Below are 23,117 nucleotides of genomic sequence, written 5' to 3' on the forward strand. Positions count from 1 at the left end.
CATGGACAAGAAGTATGGTCGGTCGGGCCAGCTCGTAGAACTGCGCTTCAAAGGTGAACGCATAAATCCTTGCCAGCAGGCTACCGGAGGCGTCGATCTGGCTCTGCAGGAATCTATTGTTGCCAAGCCTTGGAGGCCGCCCCCCATCGATCCTCTTCGTAAGCTTCAAGTCTTCAAGAACTCGACCGAACAAATGTATGGCTGAGCTACTTAGGATGGTTTCAGTTACCATAGATCACCCCATCTTCTGCATGCCGATCAAAGATCGGCGCCACTTCTGGACATCCAGTATTTCTCGAAATAGCTCATATCCGGCAGACGCGCCTGGTCCCGTGGACGAACGATTCGGCCCTCATGGACATGGCTCTTTCGGCCTGACTTCGTCAGGCGAGGCCCGGCACGGTAGCGAAAAATCCCTCTCCGGTCGAAATCCCGGAAGATGATGCTTGATAGTTCTCCTCCGGTCATACTGTCGTCGACCGCGAGCATCGTTCTCGCCACGTCACCGTAGTCCAGGAAATCCGGGGCGAGAGCCCACAGCGTCTCGGCAAGAAGGGTACCCACGATATCCCGCGCGTCGAGCAGCGCGTCGACGAAACCTTCTGGATTGCGAGCGAAATCGCGGTCGAAGACTTCCTGGACCGGCTGCTCCGCAGCTGGGTCGATCTCGGCGAGGTCGGCAAGATCTTCGGCCTCCGGCGAGATCAGTCCTCGAGCCACCAGGCTCTCGTGAAAGACATCGACCAGAATGTCGAAGATGGCGCCCGTGAGGGGTTGTGACAGTGCATGCTCGTCGGTCCAGCCGTCCGCAAAATCGGCCATCGTCAGTTTGTTGTTGGCTTCGCGTATCTGGCGGTGCGGCGAGAATTCCGAGAAGCGAGAGAGTTGGTTTGCGATGTAGAGATTGCCACGCGTCTCCGTCAGAACATTTTCGATCACGGAGGGAAAATGCATGGCCGCGATCAACGAAACGCAGTCGGAAAAGGCCTCCTGAAAGCCCAGATATTCGGGGAACTCAGCTCCCGGGTTCGGTATGCCGAGGACGCTGTAGACGAACGCATGGCCAACCTCGTGCGCGATAATATCGAAGTCGAGGCTGAAGGGGAGCGCGCGTCCGTCTTTCAGGAATTGGCTGCCGAGCTCGAGGAAGCCATAGCCGTATTGGGCGTTATCCCAATCCGGCAGGATCGAGATTTCCAGACGGTCGTAGTGATCGCGGAAATGCCAGGTGAGCGGCTGGCCGATGTAACGCTCCCAAACGTCGAGCGTGAAGCGCACGCAACCGAACGCGTGCGCTGCTTCGAACCCGGGCGTCGAGGGCTGATAGTGATCGAAATTGCCTTCCTCGTCGGGAACGGCCTGATCGAGGATCGCTCGCGTCCAGGGCGGCAGGGAGATCAAGGGCGTGCCCAACGGGCCGTGGTTGACGCCATAGGGCCGCGTCTTGTCGACCGGCTCGACGACATACATACGATCGTCGGATGGGCCAGGTCCGACGCTGCCTGGCGGGGACGAAACCGTAATGATCTCAGGGCTTGACGTAGGGTCTTCGAACGGAGGCTGAACGAACAACCTGAACCGGGTACCCATTCCCCCACCTCTCGGTTATATTAGTAACCTAACATAATATCAGTGGGATGGCGAGGACGTTGGTTGTCAGGTTAAATCTTCCTGAAGGCCGGTTCTTGATTTGAGGCAATTGCCTCAAGAACAATGCGTATCGCTACTGCAGGAGCTGGAGCAATTTCTGGTAGCGGGGATGACTGCGAACAGAGGCGAAATCGGAATCGTTCTTGAACCAGAGTCTCATCTCGGCGCCAGCCTGCGGCAGCCACGCTTCCAAAAGGTCGATCGAGCGTTCGAACTCCCCCAGCAACGCATAGGTACAAGCGGCGTTGTATTGGACGTTGATATCGCTGGGGTCGATCGCCAGAGCCCGGTCAAGCCATTTCGCCGCCTTATCGCGTTCGCCAAGGAAGGCCAGCACGATAGCCCCCAGGCAGGCACAATTGGCGTTCTCCGGATGCTGACGGAGTTCCTCCTCGGCTCTCTCCAATGCGATCCGCGCATAAAGCTCCGCGTCGTTCTGTTGGCCGAGCGTGCGGAACACGTTCACCAGCATGACCGGTGCACCGTAGTCGGTCGGTTTGATCTCCATCGCGCGTATGAAGTACGTCGCGGCGAGCTCGAACTGGCCGCCGGTTACGCAGAACTCGGCATAGTAGCGGTTGGCCTCGTGGCAATTGGAGTCGAGCGTGAGAGCCTGTTCGAACGCCGCCGCGGCCTCGGAACGGCGGTCGGCGAGGGACAGGGCAAAGCCCCTGGCTGAATGCGCCTCGGCCAAATTCGTGTCCAGAGCCAGGGCCTTGTCGGCGGTCGCGAGAATGTCGTCCACTTGGATCGTTGAGCCGTAGATCGACTGAAGGCGTACGTCGCAGACCGCCAAGCCTGCATATGCGCGGGCATATCCCGGATCAAGCTCGATGGCCCTGATATAACTTTGTCGGGCCATCAGGTGGTTCGCCCTGGTCGCGATGTGGCTGTAATCGCGGCCTCGAAGATAATGCGTATAGGCTTCCACATTGTCCGTCGGCGCCAGCTCAATAGCCTTCTTCTCCTCGGGCAGGAGCCTGACCCTGAGCTGCGCCACGACCGCCTTGGCGATTTCGTCCTGCACGGCGAAGATGTCGGTGAGGTCGCGGTCGTAGCGGGCAGCCCAGACGTGTCCGTCTGTGGCGCCCTCGATCAGCTCGGCATTGATCCTGACCCGGTTTCCCGCCTTGCGGACGCTGCCCTCGACAATGTAGCCGACGCCAAGCTCCCTGGCGATGCGTTCCATCTTGTCGGTCCGGCCCTTGAAGGCGAAGACCGTATTGCGGCTGAGTACGAACAGGCCGGAGACGTTCGAGAGGTCGGTTATGATATCTTCAGTGATGCCGTCGCTGAAATACTGCTGGTCGCGATCATTGCTCAGATTGGCGAAGGGTAGGATCGCCACCGACGGCTTGTCGGACCGCACCAGCGTCTGGACGCTCCTGGCCGCAATATGCGTCTCGACATGGGGGACGCCCTGGCCCCAGTTGGCGAAATAGACGTGCACCGGCTGAGCAATGTTCTTGACGGTCATGGCGCCCTGATCGGCGAAGTCGACGCCCAGCTTGTTGCCGACCGCTTGGCGAACCGCTTCCGAGCAGGCGATGCCGCCGGGTATCGCGAGGCCCTGCAGCCGCACTGCAAGGTTGACGCCGTCGCCATGGAAATCATCGCCGTCGACGATGATGTCGCCAAGGTTGATGCCCATGCGAAACTTGAAATGCCGGTCCTCGGGGATGCCGGCGTTCCGCTCGGACATGCCGCGTTGGATCTCGACCGCGCAGCGCGCCGCATTGATTACGCTGCCGAACTCCACCAGGAAGCCGTCACCCATCACCTTGAAGATGCGCCCACCGTGCTTGGTGACGGTCGGATCGAAGAACTCCCGTCGATGTTGTCGAAGGAGATTGAGCGTGTGCTCTTCGTCGACCTCCATAAGACGGCTATAGCCGACCACATCTGCGGCCAGGATCGCCGCCAGCCGACGCTCAACATGCTCCTCGGACATGTCGTCTCCTGAAATCGCAGACAGTGGTTCTGCCTGATTTAGTTCTATCTGATTTACCTGCCCGGCGCCAACGCCACCCGCGCGATGATCGAAAGGATCGACGCGCACGGCCTGTTCGCGCCACGCCAGAGCAAGGTGACGCTCGAAGGCGCCGAGGTGCCCACGCGCGCGTCAATGTCAGATCCGTGGGAATGGCGCGATCGTCTACGAGCCGTTCTTCTACGAGGGAGGGCTCGCAACATGCTGTCGAAGCGGCTCAGGTGAGCACGTCAATCCGAAATGCCTGCTTTCCGCAGCCCCTCGAGCCAGTGCTCTACGTTCTCCTGCCGACGATATGGAGAGTCGCGCTTGTAATCAGACAGAGTGAAACCTGGCTTCCGTTCAAGGCATCTGGCCCAGGCCAATCGCGCCTCTTCGGTGCGTCCTAGCTGGCCCAAACATGCAGCCATATTGGCGAATCCGCGATCATAGTTGTTGTTATCCCAGCGGCGGAACGACTGCAGTGACGCCTCATAGTCGCCGAGCAGATAATGCGTAAATGCGAGCAGCTCGTGGATATCGCGGTCTTCCAGTGGATTGAGCCGTCGCAGCCGCTCGCCTATCTCGCGGGCCTTGACGAGTTGACCGTCCCAAAGGGAGATGTAGCCAACCCAGTTGAGTGCCATCGCATTTGTGGGTCCGAGCACGAGCGCGCGTTGCCAATGGGTCTCAGCAGTCTCGAAGTCGCCTTTCCATGCATGTAGAGCGGCAACAACCGCCTCTGCGAGTCCGCTGGCGTCGCCGAGTTCAATCGCCCGCAAGGCCGACTGCATCGCCAACGCTTTCAGACCTCCGTCGGCCCTGAAGGCAGAGAGCGTCGCGTAGGCGTCCGCGAGGCATGCATGCGCCCGCGCCGAATCAGGCTCCCAGCCAAGAGCCAGCTTGAAGAACTCGACAGCAGCGACGGTGTCGTCTTCCGTAAAACGGTGCGTAGCCTCGAGTCCGCGCAAGAATGCGTCATAGGCACCAAGGCTCGTTTTCGTCTGTCGGGTCCGGGCGATCTCCGCAGCTCCGACCTTGCCGACCAACGCCCAGGCGATCCGTTCTGTCACCTCGTCTTGCACGGCGAAGAGGTCGTCGATGCTTCGATCATAACGCTCAGCCCAGACGTGATTGCCGGATGATGCTTCTATTAGCTGCGCCGTGATCCTCACCCGTGCTCCGGCCTTCCGAACGCTTCCTTCGACGACGTAGCGTACGCCGAGCTTCCTCCCGACCTCGGTAATACTTACGGACTGCCCCTTGAAAACGAAGGAGGAATTGCGAGCGATTACGAACAAGGTCTGGCTACGGCTAAGTTCCGTGATGAGGTCCTCGGTTATTCCATCCGAGAAGTAATCCTGCTCGGGGTCCGCCGACATATTGGTGAAGGGAAGCACGGCCACCGACGGTTTGAACGGGAGCGGCAAATCCTCCGCCGAATCGATAGAGCGAGGAGCTTCCGGTCCCCGTTGTCCCATTTGGACCTGGTAAGCACGAACAGCCCCGGCGATGTTCTTCATCGCCTGCTCACCGAGATCGACGAGCTCGTAGGCAAGCTTTCCTTTCACGTGCTCGTAGACACTGCGGCCAATGACAACGCCTCCGGCCTCGCTGACTTTTTCCAGCCTGGCAGCGACGTTTACGCAGTCACCGTGGATGGTCGTATCATCCAGGATAACCTCGCCGGCGTTGACACCCATTCTGAAGGCCATGCGCCTTTCTTCGGGAAGGTCATCATTGCGTGCCGCTATTCGCACTTGAGTCTCGACTGCACACTGCAATGCATCGACGGCGCTGGGAAACTCGATCAGCAAGCTGTCGCCTGCCGTGCCGACCAGCCGACCATTGAATTGCGCAATCTTCGGATCGATCACCTCGGCGCGCAGTGTCTTTAGGTGCAAAAGGGTTCCGGCCTCGTCGGCCCCCATCAGACGCGAGTACCCGACAACGTCCGCAGCCAGGACCGCCACGAGTTTCCGTTCCGGCCGCGCCACTCTGCCTCCCTACCCAAAGATGTCGGGTTTCCCTGGAGGGTACCACCGGAAGCCCCGCTTCTCTAGCGAAACCCCACGCCCAGGGCCTTGCGGAAAGCCAACCGGAACATCGATGAGATCGGCCGCGCCGTCGGCTATGAGTCGGCGCCTTCGTTCTCGCAGACTTTCACCCGCCTCACCGGCCAAGCGCCTGGCCGCTATCGCAGGAGCCTGCAATCGTCCGATGTCAAACCAACGATCCGCGTGCCTGACCGGCAGTCTCAAAAACGAAAAAGCCGCGGCGAACCGCGGCTTTTCGATGCTTGATTCCCTGGAAGGAAACTGGAGCGGGTGAAGCGATTCGAACGCTCGACCCCAACCTTGGCAAGGTTGTGCTCTACCCCTGAGCTACACCCGCTCACACGGCGTCTTGGCCGCAAGCCGGGCCTATATGGCTGAAGAGCGCGGCGATTGCAACAGGGAAATGTCAGGCTTTTTGTAACGCGGCAGGCGGCACCGGCACCAATGCATGTCGCCCAAAAGTGGCTCCGGTTTTGGGAGAACGACATGCATAAAAACAAAGAGGCTAAAGCGCGTCGCCTGGATCCGTTCAAACGCGACGCGCTTTAGGCGGCGGGCGCGCTCGCCGGGATGTCGCATGACGGTCTTGTGTCGGCCGCCCCATTGGCCGTAAACGGCTTGGCAGGAAACGGGACGAAGTCAAAACCGATGCCGAAGACCGAAGCTGAACTGATGGGATTTCTTGCCGAACTCGGGATCGCTGCCTCGACGCGGCGCCATCCGCCGCTGTTCACGGTCGCCGATTCGCAGGCGCTGCGCGGCGAAATCGCCGGCGGGCACACGAAAAACCTGTTCCTGAAGGACAAGAAGGACAATTTCTTCCTGGTCACCGTCGGCGAGGAGGCGGTCGTCGACCTGAAGCAGATCCACCAGCTGATCGGCGCCGCCAGCCGCGTTTCCTTCGGCAGGCCGGAGATGCTGATGGAGCTGCTCGGCGTGACGCCGGGCGCGGTGACGGTCTTTGGCCTGATCAACGACACGGCGGGCCGGGTCAAGGTCGTTCTCGACGCCGCGCTGATGGAACATGCGGTGATCAATGCGCATCCGCTGACCAATGAGGCGACGACGTCGGTCGCGGCGGCGGACCTGATCAGATTCGTCGAGGCAACCGGGCACGATGCTGCTATCTTGAAAGTCTCCGCGTGATCGCCACATGGATGGCTTGAAACCGATTGTCTGAGAGGATGTGGCGCTGGCCGACGGCCGGCCGCGCCACGGAAGGGTAAAGAGATGAGCGACAACAATCCGTTTGGCGGCCCCTTTGGCGGCACTGGCGGCCAATACTCCACCACCGTGCAGTATGGTGGAGCCGAGGCCCCACGTGCAAAGGTCGTGCCTGGCGATGCGCCTGCCGTCGCCACCGATGTCATCAAGGACACGACGACCGCCGGCTTTGCCGCCGACGTCATCCAGGAATCGCGCCGTCAGCCGGTGCTGGTCGATTTCTGGGCACCCTGGTGCGGACCTTGCAAGCAGCTGACGCCGCAGCTGGAAAAGGCGGTCAAGGCCGCCGGCGGCAGGGTCAAGCTGGTCAAGATGAACATCGATGACCATCCCTCGATCGCCGGCCAGCTCGGCATCCAGTCGATTCCCGCGGTCATCGCCTTCAAGGACGGCCAGCCGGTCGATGGCTTCATGGGCGCCATCCCCGAGAGCCAGATCGCCGAATTCATCACCAAGGTCGGCGGCAAGGGCAATGGCGTGCCGCCGGTGGCCGAAGCATTGGCCGCGGCTGCGGAAGCGCGCGAGGCCGGCGACATGCCGACGGCCGCCGACATCTACGATGCCATTTTGGCGCAGGCGCCGGAGACGATCGAGGCGATTGGCGGGCTGGGCGACCTGTTGTTCGAGGCCGGCGACACCGAGGGTGCCGAAGCCCTGCTGGCGACAGCGCCGGAGGCGAAGAAGGATGCTCCGCCGCTGGCGGCCCTGCGCGCCAAGATGGCGCTTGCGGCGCAAGCGGCAGCGCTTGGCAACCCGGCCGAGTTCGAGCGCCGCCTGGCGGAAAATCCCAAAGACCATCAGGCGCGTTTCGATCTGGCCATGATCCAGAACGCCAACGGCGACCGTACGGCCGCCGCCGACAATCTGCTGGCCATCATCAAGGCGGACCGGACCTGGAACGAGGACGGTGCCAGGACGCAATTGCTGCAGCTGTTCGAGGCCTGGGGCATGACCGACGAGGCGACGCTTGCGGCGCGCCGCAAATTGTCGGCCCTGCTGTTTTCCTGAGCGGTTGTTTTTGCCGTACGGGCTTGCGGCCGGCGATGATTGCGCCAGATTACCAGACCTCAATGCATGTCGCGCAAAAAAAGTGGCTACGGTTTGTGAGAGCGACATGCACAGAACAACACCCGCTTCCCTATGGAAGCGATCGGAGGAATGAGGTGCAAGCGGGAAACGCGCATTACCGGCTCGCCAAGGATTTGCCGTCGACGATCCCGATCTTTCCGCTCGAGGGTGCGCTTTTGCTGCCGGGAGGCCGCATGCCGCTCAACGTCTTCGAGCCGCGCTACCTGCAGATGGTGGACGAGGCCATCGCCGGCGCGCGGCTCATCGGCATCATCCAGCCCCGTCTCGACGGCGCGCTGCGCGACGACGGCGAGCCGGAGCTCTGCAATGTCGGATGCGCCGGGCGCATCATCGCCCTGTCCGAGACCGGCGACGGCCGCTACCTGATTTCGCTGCAGGGCGTATGCCGGTTCCGCATCGCCCGCGAACTGACGGTCAAGACGCCGTTTCGCCAGTGCAAGCAGGCGCCCTTCCTTGCCGATCTCGATGAGGATCAGGCGGCGAACGAGATCGACCGGCCATCGCTGCTCAAGGCATTTCGCGCCTATCTACAGGCCAATGACCTGGAGGCCGACTGGGAAAGCGTCAGCCGCGCCGAAAACGCCATGCTGGTCAACGCGCTGTCGATGATGGCGCCCTACGGGCCGGCCGAAAAACAGGCGCTGCTTGAGGCGGCGGATTTGAAGACCCGGGCCGAGACGCTGATCGCCATCACCGAAATGGCGCTGGCGCGTGAGAATGAGGATTTTGGTTCGAGCTTACAATAGGCCGGAGAAGAGTGACCACATGGCGGCGGATGGACGTGACGGGAAGAAGATCAATGTCGACCCCAAGCTGCTGGAGCTGCTGGCCTGCCCGCTGACCAAGGGGCCGCTGAGTTGGGATCCGGAGCGCGGCGAACTGATTTCCAGGGTCGCCAAGCTCGCCTACCCGGTGCGTGACGGCATCCCGATCATGCTGCCTTCGGAGGCGCGGACGCTCTCCGTGGAGGACGTGCTGTCGCCGCCGCGATTGAGCGGGCCGGCTTGAACGACGGCGTCTTTGCCGGCGGCGCAGAAGTTTGCCGGAGGCTGGCGAAGGATCGCCGGCGTTCGCCCCGGAGGCCATGCCCTACTGAAAATTGCGTCCCTTGGGCATGACCTTTTCCGCCTCTTCCGACAGCGTTGCGAGGTCCTGCCCGATCGGCGCGTTCCCTATCGCGGGGCGGCTGTCGCGATCCGGACCCCTGGCGTCCGGTGAACCGGCGACCGGCAGGCTGGCCTGGCTGACCTTCTCCAGGAGCACGGTCAGCCAGGGCGTCAGGTCCTCGATCTTCTCGGCGACGATATGGATGACATCCGATTCCGATTGCAGTTTGCCGGTGACGCGGACGAACCTGGCGCCCATGATGACGGGCCGATAGCGGTCGAAGGTTCTCTGCCAGATGATGACGTTGGCGACGGCCCTGTCGTCCTCCAGCGTCAGGAAGATCGCGTTGCCCTTGCCGGGGCGCTGGCGCACCAGCACGAGGCCGGCGACGGAGACACGCCTGCCATCGCGCACGGATGGCAATCGGGCATTGGGCGTGACGCCGGCCCGGTCGAGCCGCTCGCGCAGGAAGGCGACCGGATGCGCCTTCAGCGACAGGCCGAGCGAGCGGTAGTCGTGGATGACATGTTCGCCGAGCGGCATCTTGGGCAGCTTCGTCTCGGGCTCCAGCTCGCGCAGGCGGATATCCTTCTGGTCGAACAACGGCAGTTTTTCGGCGGCGCTCTTGCCGTCGAGCGCGCGCACCGCCCACAAGGCTTCACGACGATCAAGGCCAAGCGAACGGAAGGCGTCGGCCTGCGCCAGCCTTTCGATCTCGTCGACATCGAGGCCGGAGCGCAGCCAGACATCCCTGACCGACTCGTAGCCTGAACCGCGCCGCTCGACGAACAGGCCCATGCGCTCCTCCGACAGGCCCTTGATCTGCCTGAAGCCGAGCCGCAGGGCATGATCTGTCGCGATGACACCACGCATCGTGGCGTGGCGTTCGAGGATGCGGGCCGGATCGAAGGGCGCTTTTTCCAAAGTGCAGTCCCAGACGGAGAAATTGACGTCGACGTCGCGGATGTCGACGCCATGGTCGCGCGCGTCACGGACGAGCTGGGCCGGCTGGTAAAACCCCATCGGCTGCGAATTCAGGATCGCGGCGCAGAACACGTCGGGATAGAAGGTCTTGAACCAGCAGGAGGCATAGACGAGCAGCGCGAAGGAAGCGGCATGGCTTTCGGGAAAGCCATATTCGCCAAAGCCCTCGATCTGCTTGAAGCAGCGCTCGGCGAAGTCCTTTTCGTAACCCTTGCCGACCATGCCGTCGATCATGCGCTGGCGGTAATTGCCGATGGTGCCGGTGCGCTTGAAAGTGGCCATGGCGCGGCGCAGTTCGTCGGCCTCGCCCGGCCTGAAACCGCCGGCGACGATGGCGATCTTCATCGCCTGTTCCTGGAACAGCGGAACGCCCAGCGTCTTGCCGAGAATTTCCTTCAGCTCCGGCTTGGGGTATTCGGCCTGCTCCTTGCCTTGCCGGCGGCGCAGATAGGGGTGGACCATGTCGCCCTGGATCGGGCCCGGCCGCACGATCGCCACCTCGATGACGAGGTCGTAAAAAGCGCGCGGCTGAAGGCGCGGCAGCATCGACATCTGGGCGCGCGATTCGATCTGGAAGACGCCGAGCGTGTCGGCGCGGCAGATCATGTCGTAGACATCGTCATCTTCCGGCGGCAGGGTGGCCAGCACATAGGGCTGCCCATACGCATCCCGCGCATTTGGATAGTGATCCGTAAGCAAGGTGAAGGCGCGCTTCAGGCAGGTCAGCATGCCGAGCGCCAGCACGTCGACCTTGAGGATCTTCACTGCGTCGAGATCGTCCTTGTCCCATTCGACCATCTTGCGCTCGTCCATCGCCGTCTTGACGATGGGCACGATCTCGTCGAGCCGATCCCTGGTGATGACGAAGCCGCCGACATGCTGCGACAAATGACGGGGAAAGCCCATGATCTCGTTGGCGCGTTCGATCACGTGCCGCGACACCGGATCGGTTCGGTCGAGGCCGCCGGCGCGGGCTTCCTTCTCGCCGAGCTCCGAGGTCGACCAGCCCCAGATCGAGCCGGACAGCGACCCCCTGACATCTTCCGACAGACCCATTGCCTTCGACACTTCGCGCAGCGCCGAGCGGCCGCGATAGCTGATGACGGCGGCGGCAAGTGCGGTGCGCTTGGCGCTGTATTTCTCGTAGATGTACTGGATGACGATTTCGCGCTTTTCATGCTCGAAGTCGACGTCGATGTCGGGCGGTTCGTTCCTCTCCTCGGAAATGAAGCGCTCGAACAGCGTGTCGATCCTGTCCGGCCCGACTTCGGTGATGCCGATGCAGAAGCAGACGATCGAATTGGCGGCCGAACCGCGTCCCTGGCAGAGGATGTCCTGGCTGCGGGCGAATTGGACGATGTCATGGACCGTCAGGAAATAGCGGGCGTAGTTGAGGCGCTCGATCAGAGCGAGCTCTTCCTCGATGCGCCTGGTCACGGACGCAGGCACACCCGCCGGATAGCGGTTGGCCGCCCCTTCCCGCGCCAGCCGCTCCAGCTCGGCCTGCGGCCCGAGACCCGATTGCGTCGGCTCGTCGGGGTAGTTGTACTGGAGGTCGCTGAGCGAGAAGGTCAGCTCCTGCGCAAAGCGCAAGGTCTCGGCCAGCGCCTGCGGATGCCTGCGGAACAGGCGCGCCATTTCCATCGGCGGCTTCAAATGGCGCTCGGCATTGGCGGCCAGCTGCAGCCCGACCTCGGCGACGGGCGTGTTGAGGCGGATCGCGGTCAGCACGTCCTGCAACGGGCGCCGTTCGACCGTGTGGTAGAGAACGTCGTTGGTCGCCATCAGCGGGATGCCGGCATTTTCCGCCATCGCGGCTGCCTGCTCGATCCGGAAACGGTCATTGCCCGCATAGTCCGGCGAAACGGCCAGACGGAGGTTTCTTCCGAAACGATCCTTAAGCTGGCCAAGCAGAGCGAGACTGCCGTCCACGCCCGCCGACAGATCGGGCAGGACCGCCAGCGACATCAGATCCCCCCATTCAAGCAAGTCGCTGCGCTGGAGAAGGGTGGCGCCCTTTTCGTTCTCGTCGCGCAGATTGGCTTGGGTCAGCATGCGGCAGAGATGCCCCCAGCCCTTGCGGTCCTGCGGATAGGCGAGAATGTCCGGCGTGCCGTCGTCAAAAACCAGCCGGCAGCCGGGATGGTAGGAGAGCGTCTCGACCCTGGCCTGCTGCCAGGCGCGCACCACGCCGGCCACCGTGTTGCGGTCGGCAAGCCCGATCGCCGAGAAGCCCATCAGCTTGGCCGCGACCACCAGCTCCTCCGGCTTGGAGGCGCCGCGCAGGAAGGAGAAATTCGACTGGATGCCGAATTCTGCATAGGGAATGACGGTCAGCGCGTTCATGCGAAAACCCCATGCATGAACCAGCGCGGCGGGATTTGGGCGCCGCCATAAAGACCTTGCCGGTAGAGCCAGTAGCGGCGGCCGTCGGCATCCTCGATGCGGTAATAGTCGCGCGTCGATGCCGCCTCGTCGCTCGCGGCCTCGCACCACCATTCCGCGGCGATGCGTTCCGGCCCCTCGGCACGCGTCACCCGGTAGAGCGCGCGGCGCCAGCGGAAGTTCAGCGGCGGTCCCTCCGGCATTTCGGTGGCCGGCACCTCGATGGGTTCGGGCGAATGGAAGAGCCGGATCGGCCGTTCCGGCGGGAAGATGGTCGTCGGCGCCTGCATCCTGTCCGGCTTCTTCGGCGGCGTGGTCCGGCGCGGGGCCTCGGTGAAGGGGATCGTGGCGACGGCGCGCTCCGGCAGATGGCTTTCCACAGCGACCGGCTGCAGGACCGCGCCCTCGCCGAGCCGGGCGCGGATGCGGTCGGCGAACAGCGCGATATCGGCGCCGTCGTCGGTCACTTCGCCGGCAAGGTCGGCCTGCTGCATGTCGAAGGCGGCGGCCGTCAGCACCGAGAGCCGCACCAGATCGAAGCCATAACCGGCATCGATATCCTGCTCGAGCGCGGCCAGCCTTTCATGGAACAATTTCTGGATCAGCGAGGGTTCGCGCATCGGCCGCGAGGTGCCGATGGCAATGCGGCTGACGGCGCCGTCGACGCGAAACAAAAGCAGCGCCAGCGTCCTGGCACCCTCGCCGCGGCGCTCGAGGTCGGTCTTCAATGCCGTCGCCAGCATGCCGACCAGCCGTTCGATGTCCTCGGTCAGGGTGACGGGCTCGCTGAGATGACGTTCGACCGAAAGCGGCGCGACGGGAAGACGTGGCGAGACCGCCTCGTCGAGACGGCCAAGCGCCTGGTCGAGGCGCAACAGCAGCGAGGCGCCGAAGCGGCGGGCGAGCGGCGCGCGCGGTGCCGCCATGACGGCGCCCGCCGTGCGCAGGCCGACGCTTTCCAGACTGGTGCGGGTCGCCGGTTCGATGCGCAGTGCTGCCAAAGGCAAGGGCGCGAGCAGCGCTTCCTCCTCGCCGCCGGCGACGATGCGGTCGCCGGAAAACCGCGCCGCCGCCCAGGCCGCGCCCGGTGTCGCGGCAAGCCCGGCGCGGACATCGAACCCCTGATGGAAGAAGCGCGACAGGATGTCGTCCAGCATGGCGCGTTCGCCGCCGAAAAGATGGGTGCAGCCGGTGACGTCGAGAAACAGGCCGTCCGTTGCGTCCAGCGCCACCAGCGGGGTGTAGCGGTCGCACCAGTCGGCAAGGCCTTCGAGCAGGCGGCGGTCGGCCTGCGGATCGGCTTCGACGATGTCGATCGAGGGATGCATGGCGCGCGCATCGGCGATGCCCATGTCGCGCTTCAGGTGCAGCGACTCAGCCCGCTCGTCGAGGGCCGAGATGCGCTGCGCGTTCCCACGGCGATGGCTGATCACCAGCGGCAGGTGATCCGACGGCCGGGAACGCCAGGACCGCCCCAGACGCTGCCGCAGGATCCTTTCCACTGCCAGATAGGGAAACCACAGGGACAGGATTCTTTGCTCTTTCCTCGCCCCTTCTTTCATCGAATCCGCGTTCATCGGGGTTCCACTCCAGTGTGAATTGTCCAGGCAGGGCCGTGCGGCTCTTGCCGATGGTGATGGTGAAGGCCGGGCGGCCGATCGAGCCGGCGAGCGGCCCGGCTATGGTGTCGCGCGGCACCGCCGGCGCCGACGCGACAATGAGACGAACCGGTGCCGCCGTCGGTTCGGGCCCGGCGGCCTGCCGCAGCAGAAACACCGGCCGGCCGGCACTCTGCGCGCGGGCATGCAGCCGGCGCGTGGCGGTCAGGTCGAGCCGCTGCGGATTGCCACGAATCTCGAGGATGACGGCAGCGAGCGCCGTCATCCTTGCAGCCTCCTCGGCGACCCACAGCGCATCGACAAGTTTTGGCGCCTCGGAAAACAGCAATTGCTCCGGTTCGATGCCGAACGAGGCATGAAGTCCCCTGGCATAGGGAAAGCCTGCCTCGCGGAAAATCTCCGATGTGCCGATCCACAGCACCGGCAGCCCTTGTGCCCGCTTGAGGATCAGGCTTGTCAGCGACAAAGCGAAGCCGGCGACGGCTCCGGCATCGCGGGTTTCAATGCCATGGATTTCGCTCAAGGCGGCTTTCGGCAGGCCGCCGCTCAGGGCGGCATCGAGCCGCTCGACGCCGGTGGGCAGGAACGCATCCGGCAACGCCGCGGCAACGCCGCGCCGGATGATGGTGAGATCGGCGCTGACATCGGCATCAGGGGTCGCACCGACCGGCGCCTGCAGGCGCTCGGGCAGCGTTCCCTCGATCTTCGCGATCTGGCGGCGCAGGGCAAAAACAGTCTCCCGCGCCACGGCGGTCATCGCCATGACGGTCAGCTTCCACTCACAATTGTTCCTGTTATGTTCCTATAGATTCCAGAGAGGACCCCAAGAGTCAAGCAGAGTCATGGGGAATTTATTCCTCTACAGTCGCTTGATCTAGCGCTGACCGCCGAAGGCCAGTCGTGCCGCAAGCCCTGCAAAGACGGTTCCCAGCAGAATCTGCGGCGCCCGCCGAAACCGCGTCCGCCTCGACAAGGCCGCACCGATCCGGCTTGCGGTCAGGATGACCAAGCCATTGACCACCAGCCCGATCAGGTTGAGCACGGTGGCCAGCACCAGGATCTGCGCCGCCACCGAACCGGCCTGCGGCTGCACGAACTGCGGGAACAGCGCCAGCACGAACAGCGCCATCTTCGGGTTGAGCAGATTGGTCAACAATCCCTGCCGGAAGATGCGGCCTTGCGAGTAGCGCGGCAGGCCAGCGACCGGTGCAAGCGCTGTTCCATCGGAGCGGAACGCCTTCCAGGCGAGATAGGCGAGGTAGGCCGCTCCGGCATAGCGGACGATGTCGAAAGCGATGGGCGCGGCAAGGAACAGTTGCGACAGGCCGAAGGCGGCGGCCAGCGCATGGCAATAGGTGCCGGTGGCGATGCCGGCATAGGTCGCAAGGCCCGAGGCGCGCCCCTGGCTGGCGCTGCGGGATGCGATCAACAGCATGTCCGGCCCCGGCGTCGCGGTCAGAGCGAGGCAAGCAATGGCGAAAAGTCCAATGATGGAAAGGTCCGGCATGAGAACTCCTGTTACATGGCCGGAACTGACCCCTACGCGATTCCTCCGCGGCGGCAAAGCACCCGAAGCCGGAATTGCCGGCATCATTTGCCGATTCCGGTGCGAAAGCCTATATGCCGGGATCAAAGGACAAAGCATGGCCCGCATCTACAAGACCCGCACCTGGCACGACGAACTCTCGCCCTCGATGGAGGAAATGGAGTTCCTGGCGCTGGAGGCTTACGCGCATCTGCCGGAGGATTTTCGCAAGCTGACCGGCGAGATCGTCATCCAGATCGCCGAATTCCCGACCGACGAAATCATGGACGACCTGTCGCTGGAAACGCCGTTCGACCTGCTCGGCCTGTTCGAGGGACGCGGCATCGCCGAACGCTGGAATCCGCAGACCGGCGAGGGTCCGAACCGCATCACGCTCTACCGCCGCGCCATCCTCGACTACTGGTCCGAGAACGAGGAGACGCTTGGCGACATCGTCACCCACGTGCTGATCCACGAGATCGGCCACCATTTTGGTCTGTCGGATGATGATATGGAGAAGATCGAAGAGGCGGCTGAATAAAACTAATTCCTACGTCGGGTCATCATTTCCCAATGAGTGTCACGAAATGCTTTAATACGTTCTGCGCAGTCTGCTCTTCAGTATGTCCGGCCACTGCCCATTGCGCAAAGTGTCCATCAATGTACATGCGTGCGAGCCCGTAGACGAGCGCCCTCGCGGCAATCTGGGTCTCTGCTATGTCGTCTGACCGGAGCATGTTTCGTCGCTGCGCTTCTGCCATCGACCCTTCCATTAGCGAACGTACCGCTTCGTTATCGTGACGCAGCGACTCCGAACTATCCCAATCAATAAGACTGCGTGTCGAGATGATCTGGAAATGGGTGGGGTTTCGAATTGCCCAGCGCAAATAGGCGATGCCAACAGCGGCAAAGCGCTCAATCGGGTCGTCCGTCGCAAGGTTCTCGACTGCATTCGTAATCTCCGAGCGGAATCGGCTCATTGCCTGCTCTGCGACAGCCGTCATCAATGCGGTCTTGTTGCTGAAGTGGCGGAATGGCGCGCCGGGGGAAACGCCGGCACGCTTCGCGGCTTCGCGCACGCTCACATTGTCGGGGCCGCCTTCCTCAACGAGTTGAACCGCGGCATCGATCAGCGTGTCGCGCAAATTGCCATGGTGGTAGCTGGAGCGGCCAGGCGTCTTGGCTTTTGCCATCTCTTTCCCTTCGTTCTGCTTCACGCGTCTCTAGCATGATTTCGCCACTTATGTAATCATTGTTTACTTCTCCGAAGAGGGCATGTAAGCAGTGATTACAGGTGGGATCGGAACAGGCCTGCGGTCTTCGCGGTTCCCGAATTCCCAGATGAGGAGACGAACATGCTTGCCAGAACCGCCGAACCCCGCCGTCCGCAATCGGTCATTTCGCTTCAGAGTCCAGCCGAAGAACCTCAGCACGAGGAGAATTTCGTGATTGCTCAGTCGAGCGCGGCTGTGCCCAGCGTCACGCTTTATCGGCTTGCCTCCGTCGCAGGGATGGGAAGCGCGCTTATTCTTCTGGTCAACGCGGCTAAACGCAGCTCGCTCATCGCGACCACCGATCTGACGCAACTTCTCGCACCAGTCGCCGAGATATTGGCGCTTGGTCTTGTCGTAGGCTTGTTTCTTGCGTTTGGCCGGCGCGCGGGCTTGTTCGGCACTATCGCGTTTGTCAGCAACTTCGTTGCATTGGCAAGCTTGGTAGGCGTGGAAGTGGTGATCAATCTCATATTTTCGAAACTTCCGCTGACGACCATCATCGACCTGCGAGCCGGGCCGCTCGGACTGGCTCTGGTCGTCAGTTCGGTTCTTTTTCTGCTTGGAACGCTCGCGTTTGTAATCTCTCTTGCCGTTGGAAGAGGCGTGCCGCGCATTCCTCTCGCCCTCTATTTCATTGGCGCGGCGCCTATCGCGCTCCGTGCGTTCGTGCCGGAGTGGGCTCTTGACCTGGGCTTGGTAACGCTTGCGGCAGCGATCGCCTGGCTGGCGGGGTGGTTGTGGATGCGAGCGCCTACCAGTCGCTGAGCTTGGTGTCCGGCCCGTATTCCTGACCGTCGATATCCTTGACCACGGCCTGGCCGCAGCGCATCGTCTTGGCTTTCTTGTCGTAGGCATAGGTCGGCGAGCCGAACAGGTGCCAGCCCTTGTTCAGCGCCGCCGTCACCTTGTGGCAGAAGCTGGCATCGTCAGGGGCAGTCAGAAAGCGGTAGAGTTTCATGTCTCAAGTCCTGTCGTGAGTGCCCATAGCCCGAGAGCATCAGGCTGATATCATGCGCCGATGACGGCCGCCTTCGCCAGCAGTTTTTCAGCCTGCGCAAGGTGCAGCCGCTCGACCATCCTGCCGTTCAGCGCGATCACGCCTTTGCCGGCATTCTCCGGAAGCGCGAAGGCATCTTTCACCAGGCGCGCCTCGGCCACTGCCTGCGTGGACGGCGCGAAGGCGCGGTTCGCCGCCTCGATCTGGGCCGGGTGGATGAGGGTCTTGCCGTCGAACCCCATGGCGGCGGCTTCCGTGCATTCACGGCCGAAAGTCTCGAGATCGCGGAAATCGTTGAAGACGCCGTCGAGCATGTCGAGGCCGCCGGCGCGCGCGGCCAGCACCATCTGCATCAGCCACGGCACCAGATAGCGCCGGTCGGGCGTCGCCAACACGCCGGTGTCGTTGAGCAGGTCATTCGTTCCGGCAACGAAACAAGCCAGCCGCGAAGCAGGGTCACGGCCAAGCTCGGCGATGACGCCGATGTTGAGCAGGGCCTTGGGCGTCTCGATCATCGCCCATAGTTTCACGCTGTCGGGAGCAAAATTGTCGTCGAGCACATCGCCGGCTTCGAGCAGGTCACGTGGCGTGTCGACCTTGGGCAAGAGGATGCCATCGGGCTCGCAGTTCGCGGCGGCCAGCAGGTCGTCGGCGCCCCATTCGCTGGCCAGCACATTGATGCGCACCACCATCTCGCAGCGGCGGCCAAGGTGGTTGGCAACCGGGCGGTTGGCGAGAATGCCGGCCAGTTTTTCGCGTGTCGCAATCTTGTCGGCCGGAGCGACGGCGTCCTCCAGGTCGATGATGACGGTGTCGCAGGCAAGCTGTGCGATCTTGGCCAGCGCCTTGTCGTTGGAGGCCGGGACGTAGAGCACCGAACGGCGCGGGCGATAGGTTTCCATGAGTGATCTATGCCGTCTGCGGGTGGTCGAGGCAAGTCGGCACAGGGCAATCACTTTTGAGTCCACCAATTGTCAGAGTTGGCGCCGCCCCTCATTGCCCTGCCGGGCATTTCTCCCCGGAGAACGGGGAGAAAGAGGCTGGCCGCAGCTTGGCGAAACCATCGACAACAGCGTCCCTCGCCCCGTTTACGGGGAGAGGATGCCGGCAGGCAGGTGAGGGGCAGCGCAGACGCCCGGGAGGATGACGGGGCGGCCCTGCACGAAAACTGCACACGCTTGCGGAAAACCTCCTCGGATCCGCCCCGCCGTCTCCCTGCCGGCCTGCGAAACAGGCGGCATGCAAAAGCGAGCAAAACCCCGTTGGTCCCTGCCCCGCAGGCTGTGCAGCGAAGGCTGGTGGCTGGTCGATCCGCCACACGCGAATTCGGTGGCAACCCTCATCCCTTTCGCCCGCAAATGCCCGCCGATCATCCGGCTGGAAGCCATCAGGAAAGCCAGGTCATGACAGCGTTCCTTACCGCCGCACCGAGCTATTGCACCCGCTTTGGTGTTGCCGCGCTGCTGGTCGCGCTGGCGGATTTTCTCTTTTACGGCCAGCCTGCCGGCATCACGGTTTTCCTGTTCGCCGTGCTGATTGCCGCTGCGGTCGTCGCCGTGCATCCCGCCGCCTTCAGCGACGGCAGGTTGTGGATCAAGCCCGCCGCGCTGCTTGTCGCGCTGCTGCCACTTGCCGAAAACGTCAGCGCCCTGTCGGTGTCGATCGCACTCGCGGCCTTGATCGTCTTCGCGCTTTCGCTCAGCGGGCGGCTGCGGCACCGGATCGCCCGCATTGCCGGCCAGATCGCGCTGTTCGGGCTGGCGGCGCCGTTCCGGTTCATTGGTGATTTCATCCGCTGGCGCAAGACGGCGCGCCGGTTCGGCCGCCGCCGCGTCCGGTTGGCGGCGATCGCCGTCTGGGTGATGCCGCTGACCCTGGGCGCGGTCTTCCTGGCGCTGTTCGGCGCCGCCAATCCGGTCATCGACTACTGGTTGTCGCTGATCGACCTTCTGAAACTGCTCGATCTCATCCAGCTCACGCGGATTGTCTTCTGGCTGTTCATGCTGGTCGGTGTCTGGGCCTTTCTGCGGCCACGCCTGCCTCGCCTGGTTCGTCGCATCCCGCGCGCGGCACCGCCAGTCAGCGCCCAATCCGAGAAAACCGTCACCACCATCGAGGACATTCTGTTCGGCAAAGCCGCCATCCTGCGCGCGCTTGTTATCTTCAACATGCTGTTTGCACTGCAGACCGGGCTCGACGCCGCCTATCTGTGGGGCGGGGCAGCACTTCCCGACGGGCTGAGCTACGCCGCCTATGCGCATCGCGGCGCCTATCCCTTGATCGTCACCGCGCTGCTTGCCGCCGGCTTCGTCCTGGCGGCGCTGCGGCCCGGCAGTGCGACATCGGCCGATCCGCTCATCCGCCGCCTGGTCTATGCCTGGGTGGCGCAGAACATCATGCTCGTCATCTCGTCGATCCTGCGGCTGGACCTCTATATCGGCATCTATGCGCTGACCTACTGGCGGGTCGCTGCTTTCGTCTGGATGGGGCTGGTGGCAGCCGGCCTCGCCCTGATCATCGCCCGCATCGCGCTTGGAAAATCCAATGAATGGCTGCTGTCCGCCAATCTTCTGACGTTATCGGCGACGCTTTATGCCGGCTGTTTCATCAATTTCGCCGCGCTGATCGCCAACTACAATGTCGACCATTCCCTCGAAATGACCGGCCAGGGCATTTCCCTCGACGCCTGGTATCTGCGCTCGCTCGGCCCGGGCGCATTTCCGGCGCTCGATCGCTTCTTCGACCATCAGAGCCGGACGCCTGCCGCCGGCGCTGTCCGCGAACTGGTGGAGCAGCGCCGCAGCGATGAAGGCTGGTATCGCGCCCTCCAGCAGAACTGGCGGGCCTGGAGCTTTCGCGACTGGCGTTTGCTTGCCTATCTCGACACGAGGGGCCCTGTCGTGGTTCCTGACGCCAGCAAATCTTTCGGGCCGGGCCGCTGATCCATGCCGCATCACATCCTCGTCGCCGACGATGATCCGCATATCCGCGAGGTGATCTGCTTTGCGCTGGAGAAGGCCGGCATGAAAACGCAGGCGGTGGCCGATGGCGCCGCCGCCCTGCAAGCGATCGGACGCCGGGCGCCAGATCTCGTCGTGCTCGACATCGGCATGCCGGAGATGGACGGGCTGGAGGTCTGCCGGCGGCTGCGGCACACATCCGATGTGCCGGTGCTGTTCCTGTCGGCGCGCGACGACGAGATCGACCGCATCCTCGGGCTCGAAATGGGCGGCGACGACTATGTGACCAAACCGTTCAGCCCGCGCGAGCTGGTCGCCCGCGTCAACGTCATCCTGCGGCGCGCCCGCCCGGCGCCGGCCGAACCGACCGACGACAGGCAATTCGCGCAGGGCAAGCTCGCCCTGGCGCCGGCCAGCCATAGCGCCAGCTTCGACGGCAAGCCGATTGCGCTGACGGGCATAGAATTCTCGATCCTGAAGGGGTTTTTGGCGCGGCCGACGCATGTGCTCGACCGCGACGCGGTGATGGCAAACGCCTATGCCGCGAACATCCACGTCGCCGACCGCACCGTCGACAGCCATATCCGCAACATCCGCGCCAAGCTGGCGGCAGCGGGTTGCCTGGATGCCATCGAAACCGTGCATGGCGTCGGCTTCCGGCTCGGCCGATGCGGCTGACGACCTCTCGCAAATGGATCGGCCGCAAATGGCGGCCTCGCCTCGCCACGGTCGTCGTCGCCATCCTGATCCTGGTGATGGCGCTGCCGCTGGTCGGCCTGTTCTTCTTCCGGCTCTACGAGAACCAGCTGATCCGCCAGACCGAGGCGGAACTGATCGCGCAAGGTGCCGCCATCGCCGCCATCTATGCGCAGGACGTGCGCGACGCCGGCATCCCGCCGGACAAGCTCGGCGCGCCGATGCCGCAGGGAAGCGGCGATGCGAGCCGAAGCGTCGATCCGGCCCCCCTATACAGGCCGATCGAACCCCGTCTCGATCTCGCCTCGGACTACGTTCTCCCGACCCGGCCGGCGGCGATATCAGCAACCGCCGATCCCACCTTCGTGGCGATCGGCGCGCGCCTGTCGGGCATTCTCGATGCCACGCAGAAAACCACGCTGGCCGGCTTCCGGCTGCTCGACCCCAAGGGCGTCGTCATTGCCGGGCGCAACGAGGTCGGGCAGTCGCTGGGCGAGGTCGAAGAGGTGCGAGAGGCGCTTGCCGGCCACTATGCCAGCGCACTCAGGCTGCGCATCCCCGACCAGCCGGCGCCACCGCTCTACTCGGTCAGCCGCGGCACCAAGGTGCGTGTCTTCGTCGCCCTGCCGGTGGCCGTCGCGGGCCAGGTCGCCGGCGTGGTCTATGTGTCGCGGACGCCCAACAACATCATCAAGCATCTCTATGGCGAACGCGGCAAGGTGACCCTGGCGGCAATCGCCATCCTCGGCGGCACGTTACTCATCGGCCTGGTCTTCCTGCGCACCGTCAGCCGGCCGATCTACGCACTGATCGATCGCACAGAGCGGATCGCCGCCGGCGATCGCGCGGCGATCCGGCCGCTCGACCACCACGGCACCTACGAAATGGCGGAGCTTTCCGCCGCCTTCCTCGACATGGCCGAAAAGCTGCAGGCGCGCTCGGACAGCATCCAGACCTTTGCCACCCATGTCTCGCACGAGCTCAAATCGCCGCTGACGGCGATCCAGGGCGCGGCCGAATTGCTGCGCGATTCCGGTTCGGCGATGGACGAGGCCGAGCGGCGGCGCTTCTCAGACAACATCGTCACCGATGCGGGGCGGCTCAACCTGCTGGTGCGCAGGCTGCTCGACCTGGCGCGGGCCGAAAATCTCGCGCCGAGCGGCGAAAGCACCTCGCTTGGCGCCGCGCTGGCGCTGCTGCCCGCCGATATCAGGCTGGCGGTTCGCGTCGAGGCCGGCGGCGAGATCGGCCTGCGCATGTCGGCCGAGAACGCGGCAATCGTGCTTGCCAATCTCATCGACAATTCGGCCAGGCACGGCGCGACGCTGGTCTCGATTGCCGCGGCGAGCGCAAGCGGCAAGGCGACGGTGCTGGTCAGCGACGATGGCGCCGGCATTTCGCCGAGCAACCGGGCGCGCATCTTCGAACCGTTCTTCACCACGCGGCGCGATTCCGGCGGCACCGGCATGGGGCTCGGCATCGTGCTGGCCCTCCTGAAAGCGCATGATGGTATGATCCGGCTGGTTGACTCCGAACGCGGCACGCGCTTCGAGATCATTTTGCCGACCGCATGACTTCCGA

20 protein-coding genes and 1 tRNA gene are annotated in these 23,117 nt (G+C 63.5%); 10 read left to right on the forward strand and 11 right to left on the reverse strand.

All coding sequences use genetic code 11. From position 1 onward, the window contains the following. Positions 1 to 258: 258 nt before the first annotated feature. From ACFSOZ_RS05140 to ACFSOZ_RS05150, 3 genes are all read right to left on the reverse strand, one after another. A complete protein-coding gene (locus tag ACFSOZ_RS05140; RefSeq protein WP_379094363.1) occupies positions 259 to 1,590 on the reverse strand; it encodes a gluzincin family metallopeptidase in 1,332 nt (443 codons plus the stop codon). A 133-nt stretch (positions 1,591 to 1,723) separates the two neighbouring features. Then, positions 1,724 to 3,601, reverse strand: coding sequence for a TPR end-of-group domain-containing protein (locus ACFSOZ_RS05145; RefSeq protein ID WP_379094365.1), 1,878 nt, complete (start codon positions 3,599 to 3,601; stop codon positions 1,724 to 1,726). A 269-nt stretch (positions 3,602 to 3,870) separates the two neighbouring features. Next, complete coding sequence (locus ACFSOZ_RS05150) at positions 3,871 to 5,592, reverse strand: adenylate/guanylate cyclase domain-containing protein (RefSeq protein WP_379094367.1); 1,722 nt, start codon at positions 5,590 to 5,592, stop codon at positions 3,871 to 3,873. Between the two features lie 111 nt (positions 5,593 to 5,703). On the opposite strand from ACFSOZ_RS05150, the gene ACFSOZ_RS05155 reads away from it, so the two are divergent. Beyond that, positions 5,704 to 5,922: a helix-turn-helix domain-containing protein gene (locus ACFSOZ_RS05155; protein WP_379094369.1), complete on the forward strand. Its 219-nt coding sequence runs from the start codon at positions 5,704 to 5,706 to the stop codon at positions 5,920 to 5,922. A gap of 16 nt (positions 5,923 to 5,938) precedes the next feature. Here ACFSOZ_RS05155 and ACFSOZ_RS05160 read toward each other — a convergent pair. Beyond that, a tRNA-Gly gene (locus ACFSOZ_RS05160) sits at positions 5,939 to 6,013 on the reverse strand. 311 nt (positions 6,014 to 6,324) lie between these two features. Here ACFSOZ_RS05160 and ACFSOZ_RS05165 point away from each other — a divergent pair. The 4 genes from ACFSOZ_RS05165 (at position 6,325) to ACFSOZ_RS05180 (ending at position 8,997) form a co-directional block, all read left to right on the forward strand. Then, positions 6,325 to 6,822, forward strand: a complete 498-nt coding sequence (locus tag ACFSOZ_RS05165; protein ID WP_379094371.1) for a prolyl-tRNA synthetase associated domain-containing protein — start codon at positions 6,325 to 6,327, stop codon at positions 6,820 to 6,822. Positions 6,823 to 6,906: 84 nt separating this feature from the next. Next, positions 6,907 to 7,908, forward strand: a complete 1,002-nt coding sequence (gene trxA / locus ACFSOZ_RS05170) for a thioredoxin (RefSeq protein WP_379094373.1) — start codon at positions 6,907 to 6,909, stop codon at positions 7,906 to 7,908. Between the two features lie 155 nt (positions 7,909 to 8,063). Further along, the gene (locus tag ACFSOZ_RS05175) at positions 8,064 to 8,735 is read left to right on the forward strand and encodes an LON peptidase substrate-binding domain-containing protein (protein WP_379094375.1); all 672 of its coding nucleotides are present in this window, start codon (positions 8,064 to 8,066) and stop codon (positions 8,733 to 8,735) included. 19 nt (positions 8,736 to 8,754) lie between these two features. Then, positions 8,755 to 8,997 carry a Trm112 family protein gene (locus ACFSOZ_RS05180; RefSeq protein ID WP_379094377.1) on the forward strand — a complete coding sequence of 81 codons (243 nt, stop codon included), beginning with the start codon at positions 8,755 to 8,757 and terminating at the stop codon, positions 8,995 to 8,997. An 81-nt stretch (positions 8,998 to 9,078) separates the two neighbouring features. On the opposite strand, the gene ACFSOZ_RS05185 is transcribed toward ACFSOZ_RS05180, so the two are convergent. The 4 genes from ACFSOZ_RS05185 to ACFSOZ_RS05200 all read right to left on the reverse strand — a co-directional run bounded on the left by ACFSOZ_RS05185 (position 9,079) and on the right by ACFSOZ_RS05200 (position 15,591). Next, entirely contained in the window at positions 9,079 to 12,426 is a 3,348-nt protein-coding gene (locus tag ACFSOZ_RS05185; RefSeq protein ID WP_379094379.1) for an error-prone DNA polymerase, read from the reverse strand. Further along, positions 12,423 to 13,898, reverse strand: coding sequence for a DUF6504 family protein (locus tag ACFSOZ_RS05190; RefSeq protein ID WP_379094381.1), 1,476 nt, complete (start codon positions 13,896 to 13,898; stop codon positions 12,423 to 12,425). The genes ACFSOZ_RS05185 and ACFSOZ_RS05190 overlap by 4 nt, the downstream gene beginning before the upstream one ends. Then, positions 13,840 to 14,847 carry an ImuA family protein gene (locus tag ACFSOZ_RS05195; RefSeq protein WP_379094383.1) on the reverse strand — a complete coding sequence of 336 codons (1,008 nt, stop codon included), beginning with the start codon at positions 14,845 to 14,847 and terminating at the stop codon, positions 13,840 to 13,842. Before ACFSOZ_RS05195 ends, ACFSOZ_RS05190 begins: the two co-directional genes overlap by 59 nt. Before the next feature lie 111 nt (positions 14,848 to 14,958). After that, positions 14,959 to 15,591, reverse strand: coding sequence for a LysE family translocator (locus ACFSOZ_RS05200; RefSeq protein WP_379094385.1), 633 nt, complete (start codon positions 15,589 to 15,591; stop codon positions 14,959 to 14,961). 136 nt (positions 15,592 to 15,727) lie between these two features. On the opposite strand from ACFSOZ_RS05200, the gene ACFSOZ_RS05205 reads away from it, so the two are divergent. Next, a complete protein-coding gene (locus ACFSOZ_RS05205; protein ID WP_111544069.1) occupies positions 15,728 to 16,150 on the forward strand; it encodes a metallopeptidase family protein in 423 nt (140 codons plus the stop codon). Positions 16,151 to 16,172: 22 nt separating this feature from the next. Here ACFSOZ_RS05205 and ACFSOZ_RS05210 read toward each other — a convergent pair whose 3' ends face one another. Continuing rightward, positions 16,173 to 16,826 carry a TetR/AcrR family transcriptional regulator gene (locus ACFSOZ_RS05210; RefSeq protein WP_379094387.1) on the reverse strand — a complete coding sequence of 218 codons (654 nt, stop codon included), beginning with the start codon at positions 16,824 to 16,826 and terminating at the stop codon, positions 16,173 to 16,175. A 138-nt stretch (positions 16,827 to 16,964) separates the two neighbouring features. On the opposite strand from ACFSOZ_RS05210, the gene ACFSOZ_RS05215 reads away from it, so the two are divergent. Next, a complete protein-coding gene (locus ACFSOZ_RS05215; protein ID WP_379094389.1) occupies positions 16,965 to 17,648 on the forward strand; it encodes a hypothetical protein in 684 nt (227 codons plus the stop codon). Here ACFSOZ_RS05215 and ACFSOZ_RS05220 read toward each other — a convergent pair. Together ACFSOZ_RS05220 and ACFSOZ_RS05225 are read right to left on the reverse strand one after the other, a co-directional pair. Then, the gene (locus ACFSOZ_RS05220) at positions 17,635 to 17,841 is read right to left on the reverse strand and encodes a DUF1737 domain-containing protein (protein ID WP_027046018.1); all 207 of its coding nucleotides are present in this window, start codon (positions 17,839 to 17,841) and stop codon (positions 17,635 to 17,637) included. The genes ACFSOZ_RS05215 and ACFSOZ_RS05220 overlap by 14 nt on opposite strands. A 50-nt stretch (positions 17,842 to 17,891) precedes the next feature. Further along, entirely contained in the window at positions 17,892 to 18,782 is an 891-nt protein-coding gene (locus ACFSOZ_RS05225; RefSeq protein WP_379094391.1) for an HpcH/HpaI aldolase/citrate lyase family protein, read from the reverse strand. 501 nt (positions 18,783 to 19,283) lie between these two features. Between ACFSOZ_RS05225 and ACFSOZ_RS05230 the strand changes: the two genes are divergently transcribed. The 3 genes from ACFSOZ_RS05230 to ACFSOZ_RS05240 are packed head-to-tail and all read left to right on the forward strand — an operon-like array spanning position 19,284 to position 23,110. After that, positions 19,284 to 20,822 (forward strand): DUF4153 domain-containing protein, encoded by a 1,539-nt coding sequence (locus ACFSOZ_RS05230; protein WP_379094393.1) that lies wholly within the window; start codon positions 19,284 to 19,286, stop codon positions 20,820 to 20,822. A gap of 3 nt (positions 20,823 to 20,825) precedes the next feature. Then, on the forward strand, positions 20,826 to 21,518 hold the full coding sequence (locus ACFSOZ_RS05235; RefSeq protein ID WP_379094395.1) for a response regulator: 693 nt from the start codon (positions 20,826 to 20,828) through the stop codon (positions 21,516 to 21,518). Beyond that, positions 21,509 to 23,110, forward strand: a complete 1,602-nt coding sequence (locus ACFSOZ_RS05240; protein ID WP_379094397.1) for an ATP-binding protein — start codon at positions 21,509 to 21,511, stop codon at positions 23,108 to 23,110. The genes ACFSOZ_RS05235 and ACFSOZ_RS05240 overlap by 10 nt, the downstream gene beginning before the upstream one ends. Positions 23,111 to 23,117 lie beyond the last annotated feature (7 nt).

The sequence above is a fragment of the Mesorhizobium newzealandense genome (genome assembly GCF_042682145.1).
Lineage (GTDB): Bacteria > Pseudomonadota > Alphaproteobacteria > Rhizobiales > Rhizobiaceae > Mesorhizobium > Mesorhizobium newzealandense.

Excerpts from the sequence above, each read along its gene's own strand:
- ACFSOZ_RS05240 (WP_379094397.1), top strand. The coding sequence starts at position 21,509 with ATGCGGCTGACGACCTCTCGCAAATGGATCGGCCGCAAATGGCGGCCT.
- ACFSOZ_RS05185 (WP_379094379.1), bottom strand. The coding sequence starts at position 12,426 with ATGAACGCGCTGACCGTCATTCCCTATGCAGAATTCGGCATCCAGTCG.
- ACFSOZ_RS05230 (WP_379094393.1), top strand. The coding sequence starts at position 19,284 with ATGACAGCGTTCCTTACCGCCGCACCGAGCTATTGCACCCGCTTTGGT.
- ACFSOZ_RS05220 (WP_027046018.1), bottom strand. The coding sequence starts at position 17,841 with ATGAAACTCTACCGCTTTCTGACTGCCCCTGACGATGCCAGCTTCTGC.
- ACFSOZ_RS05225 (WP_379094391.1), bottom strand. The coding sequence starts at position 18,782 with ATGGAAACCTATCGCCCGCGCCGTTCGGTGCTCTACGTCCCGGCCTCC.
- ACFSOZ_RS05140 (WP_379094363.1), bottom strand. The coding sequence starts at position 1,590 with ATGGGTACCCGGTTCAGGTTGTTCGTTCAGCCTCCGTTCGAAGACCCT.
- ACFSOZ_RS05215 (WP_379094389.1), top strand. The coding sequence starts at position 16,965 with ATGCTTGCCAGAACCGCCGAACCCCGCCGTCCGCAATCGGTCATTTCG.
- ACFSOZ_RS05200 (WP_379094385.1), bottom strand. The coding sequence starts at position 15,591 with ATGCCGGACCTTTCCATCATTGGACTTTTCGCCATTGCTTGCCTCGCT.
- ACFSOZ_RS05180 (WP_379094377.1), top strand. The coding sequence starts at position 8,755 with ATGGCGGCGGATGGACGTGACGGGAAGAAGATCAATGTCGACCCCAAG.
- trxA (WP_379094373.1), top strand. The coding sequence starts at position 6,907 with ATGAGCGACAACAATCCGTTTGGCGGCCCCTTTGGCGGCACTGGCGGC.
- ACFSOZ_RS05165 (WP_379094371.1), top strand. The coding sequence starts at position 6,325 with ATGCCGAAGACCGAAGCTGAACTGATGGGATTTCTTGCCGAACTCGGG.
- ACFSOZ_RS05205 (WP_111544069.1), top strand. The coding sequence starts at position 15,728 with ATGGCCCGCATCTACAAGACCCGCACCTGGCACGACGAACTCTCGCCC.
- ACFSOZ_RS05235 (WP_379094395.1), top strand. The coding sequence starts at position 20,826 with ATGCCGCATCACATCCTCGTCGCCGACGATGATCCGCATATCCGCGAG.
- ACFSOZ_RS05145 (WP_379094365.1), bottom strand. The coding sequence starts at position 3,601 with ATGTCCGAGGAGCATGTTGAGCGTCGGCTGGCGGCGATCCTGGCCGCA.
- ACFSOZ_RS05195 (WP_379094383.1), bottom strand. The coding sequence starts at position 14,847 with ATGGCGATGACCGCCGTGGCGCGGGAGACTGTTTTTGCCCTGCGCCGC.